5 protein-coding genes are annotated in these 4,139 nt (G+C 53.2%); all 5 read right to left on the bottom strand.

The window, feature by feature from the left end; genetic code table 11:
- Window positions 1–472: lipopolysaccharide heptosyltransferase family protein (locus Q7U71_05245; GenBank protein ID MDO9391161.1), on the bottom strand; the 472-nt coding region annotated here is incomplete at its 3' end.
- Window positions 473–513: 41 nt separating this feature from the next.
- Window positions 514–2,631: a T9SS type A sorting domain-containing protein gene (locus Q7U71_05240; protein ID MDO9391160.1), complete on the bottom strand. Its 2,118-nt coding sequence runs from the start codon at window positions 2,629–2,631 to the stop codon at window positions 514–516.
- Window positions 2,632–2,804: 173 nt separating this feature from the next.
- Entirely contained in the window at window positions 2,805–3,404 is a 600-nt protein-coding gene (gene recR / locus Q7U71_05235; GenBank protein ID MDO9391159.1) for a recombination mediator RecR, read from the bottom strand.
- A 108-nt stretch (window positions 3,405–3,512) separates the two neighbouring features.
- Window positions 3,513–3,827, bottom strand: coding sequence for a YbaB/EbfC family nucleoid-associated protein (locus Q7U71_05230; GenBank protein MDO9391158.1), 315 nt, complete (start codon window positions 3,825–3,827; stop codon window positions 3,513–3,515).
- A gap of 51 nt (window positions 3,828–3,878) precedes the next feature.
- The coding region (locus Q7U71_05225) for a hypothetical protein (protein ID MDO9391157.1) at window positions 3,879–4,139 on the bottom strand (261 nt) is incomplete at its 5' end.

The raw sequence follows: 4,139 nt of genomic DNA, 5'->3' as shown, positions 1-4,139 counted from the left end.
ACTTCAGCTCGTCATCAATCCCCAGCCGGTAGCCGTATTCCGCTTCGGGATTGAAATAGGTGATGGCCCCGTTCTCATCCATGGCGAAACCCAGTTTTTCCTTGGTCTTGACCAGCATGGCCAGGGCATCGGAACGGTGGGCCTTGTCTATGGAATAGACCTTGTCGAAGCTCATGGCCTGGAGGATGGAGACCGTCTCAAAGTCGTAGGGCCAGATCTTGTCGATATAGGGATTGTTCTGCAGCAGGGGCACTGCCATCGGCAGGGTCACCCAGTGGATGGTGCTATTGGGATGCTGGCGCTTGATGGCCGGCAGCAACGCCGTGGTCATCAGCACCGCGCCCAGGGCGTCCAGGTTGATGATCAGTATTTTGGTGCCCCGGGGCTCGCGCTTTTTGCAGCCCCGGCACAGCCAGCCGGGATGACACGGCTTGTAGCCGTTAAAATGTTTGCAGTCTATGGTCTGGTGCACTATTTTTTAAAGTATCCTTCTATGCATTGCATTTGGTTTGTTTACCGTAAAATGATCATTTTTTTAGTAGCGCTGTTGCCGAAGGCCTGCAGGTTATACAGGTAAACGCCGTTGGCGGTCTTGCGGCCGCTGTTGTCCAGGCCGTTCCAGGTGACGGTATTCTGGCCGGCCACGCCCCTGCCATCCAAATTTCGGATCAACTGCCCCGAGATGTTGTATATCTTAAGGCTGTAATTGCCGGACCGGGGCAGGGTAAAGGAAAGCTCGGCCAGCTTGTTCACCGGGTTGGGCCGGTTCTGGTTCAAGGCGAACTTGTGATTAAAGGATAAATCACTACCTCCAGTTACACCTTTAGGCATCCAATCAAAATAGTTAATAGTGGTCCCCTTGTAATAGAAATCGTAGACTGGACTCCAAGGAGAAAGGTAACCATCTTTGTCCGAGCGTACCCTCCAATGCCATACAATATTGGTTTCTGGCAAGCCAACTGAACCGAGGTAGTTTACATCAGGTAACAAATAAACATGGTAAGGCCAAACATCTGAACTAAAGTTGGCCGATTTACTGATCTGTAATTCATAAGTCCCGCCCAAAGCCACCTTGGGCGACCAAAAAGTTCTTAAAGTATCTCCCGGACCTTGCACTGTATCGATCACCGCATCTATCGGCCCGCCCCATCCATGCTCGGAGGAACCGCAAAGCTCGGGAGCCAAGGTTATCTCCTCCGGTCGTACTCCGCCTGCCAGAATGGTAGAGGTCGGCACGTTCCAATAGTAAATATTGGTGTAGGCCGGGTCGTGGAACAGCATGTGGATCTTGTCCCCACCGGCAAATTCGGCTGCTTCCAGGTAAATATTGCCGTCAAGCTGGCCTGCTTCGGTAGTCAGCTGCACCGGGTTCAGCCAGGTATTTCCCTTGTCGGTAGAGGCCACCCCAAAGATCTCGTAGTTGTCATTGTTCTTAGAACAATCCTGATAGATGGCATAAATGTTTCCGGCAGCATCATGGCTGATTGTGGGAAAATTGATCCCTCCCCCGTTAAGGTCGCCGGGTGTAACGCCGGCCAGATTGCCCGGGATATCGGAGATGCGTTTGCAGGTCCAGTCGCTGAAATCTCCAGCCACTGTCGGATAGTAGACAAACAATGCTTTCCCGTTCCATGTTCCGTCCTGCCAAGTGAACAAGAAATACGGCCGGCCGCCGATCCAGGCGCCGTCGTACATATACCACCAGCCGCCGTGCCAATACTGCGCCGGAGGAGTGAACATCTGCATTAGACCCCAGGTAATTCCTCCGTCGAAGGACATCTTATATACCGGGAAGAAACCGGCATAGCCACTTTCAGCAAAATACAGATCGGTGTCACATACTACGTCAAAGAAAGCGACCACGGTGTCGCCGCTGCCCGAGAACATCCAGTCTACCGGATCAACATCCCAGCCCTGTCCTGATATCTCATTGTAGTCCCACTTGTTCCAGCCGTATGGTAGGGCTACACTGTCCCAAGGAATCTCCCATGTTTCACCCAGATCATGAGAAAGCAGCATATGTATTGAATAATCGCCGACCGGAACAGCTGCTCCGTGGGCTATGGCTGATATGATCAAATTGCTTCCACCTACTGTCATAGTGGGTAGATACCAAGCCACGGAATCTTTCGCCAAGGTATCAGGTGGGAACCACAGGCCGGCTCCGATCCCGCCTTCATCCCTGTCCCATATAATGGCATTATTTGTTCTATCCTGCCACACTATGTATATCCGGTTTAAACTGTCCATGGCCAAGCCGTTGTATATCCTGGTGTTCATGTTGGCAGCTATGGTCTGTGCACCCCAGGTGGCGCCGCTGTCCAATGAATAAGCCAACAGCAGGTCGCAAAACGCCCCGTTTGCCTTGCCTAATGCCATTCCTATCTTGGCCCCGGTGGGGTCAACCACTATGCTCTTGCCGGCCATGCCGGCTGTGGCCCGCCAAGCGTCGGCGTAACCAGTAGTGCCTACCAGGGTGCCCACACCAGGCAGCTTGGCGCCGGAGACTTTGCCAACTATGGCCGACCCATCTTTTGTGACTAAGTTCGTCCTGGGATCCATTTTTTTAGCAGTGGCCGCCATGGCCAAAGCCATTACCAGGGCCAGGCACAAACACAAACTTTTTTTCATGGGTTGGACTCCTTAAAATTATTAAGGCATACCCGCAACCGCAAGAACAATTAATGCTTATTATAGACAATGGAACCCAAAAAAGCAATAAAAAACATGACGAAAAAGCGTTTCCGGATATTTCGGAAACGCTTTGATCATGGTAGTTTGATGGATCTGATTTGGTCTAAGTCTTACATCTCCTGGCGGCCCTCCAGTGCCCTGCTTAATGTCACTTCGTCCGAGAACTCCAGATCGCTGCCCACCGGCAGGCCCCTGGCGATGCGGGTGATCTTTATGCCCAGCGGTTTTATCAGCTTCATCAGATAGAGCGCGGTGGCCTCGCCCTCGGCGTTGGGGTTGGTGGCCATGATGATCTCTTTGACCTCCGTCTTCTCCAATCTCTCCATCAGCTCCCGCACCCTCAGATCGTCCGGCCCTATCCCATCCAGCGGCGACAGGTGCCCCTGCAGCACGTGGTACCGGCCCTTGAAGTCTGCGGTCTTTTCTATGGCTAAAAGATCATTGACCTCCTCCACCACGCAGAAGATGGAGTCGTCGCGGCCGGCATCCCGGCAGAGGTTGCACAGGTCCTGCTCCGAGGCGTTAAAGCACTGCTGGCAGAACCGCACCTTTTGTTTGAGCTCCAGTATGGCGTGGGCCAGGGCCTCGGCGTCGTCCGGTGAGGACTTCAACAGATAAAAGGCCAGACGCTGGGCGGTCTTGCGCCCGATGCCCGGCAGTTTCATCAGTTCGTCCACTGTGCGGTTGAGTATTTCCGATCCGTAATTCATAAGATTCCTATTTTTGCCACTAAGACACTAAGGCACCAAATCACCATTCACAATTTACGATTCACGATTTGGCTTAGTGCCTTGGTGCCTTGGTGGCAAGGCTTCGGTTTAAAACATCCCCGGCAAACTCATCCCGCCGGTCAAAACAGACATCTCTTTGGCCGCCAGCTCCCGCGACTGCTTGAGGGCCTCCTGTACGCCGCTTAGCACCAGTTCCTGCAGCATCCCGGCCTCTTCGGGCTTGACGATCTCGGCCGATATCCTGATATCCAGTATGTTCTGCTGGCCGTCGGCCGTTACCTTGACCATGCCCCCGCCCACCGAAGCCTCCACCCGTTTGTTCCCCAGCTCTTTCTGGATGCTTTCCATCTTGGACTGCATCATCTGGGCCTGCTTTAAAATATCCCCCATTCCTTTAGCCATAGAAACTCGTATCCGTTCTTATATTTTATCTTTGATTTTTTGTTTTTGATTTTACAGTACTTCGCCTTCCACCTGGTCCAAAAACCCTTTGATCTTGGCCGAGCCCAGAGCCTGGTTCCGGCGCCGGTCGGTCTCGTCCTTCAAACTGGCCCGCACCGGCTGGCCGCCGGCCGCCGGACCAGGTTCCTGGGATACCTGGCAGGACAGCTTTAGCTTTTGGCCCCACAGCCGGAAAGTTTCCTCGTCCAGCATGGTCTGGTTGGTCTTGTTCTCCAGGGAATCGGTGAAGAATTTGGAATTGGCGCCGTAGAT

This window comes from bacterium, assembly GCA_030655055.1.
Lineage (GTDB): Bacteria > Edwardsbacteria > AC1 > AC1 > EtOH8 > UBA5202.
Note: the sequence above shows the minus strand (reverse complement) of the source record. Positions and strands in the feature narration are given on the sequence as shown.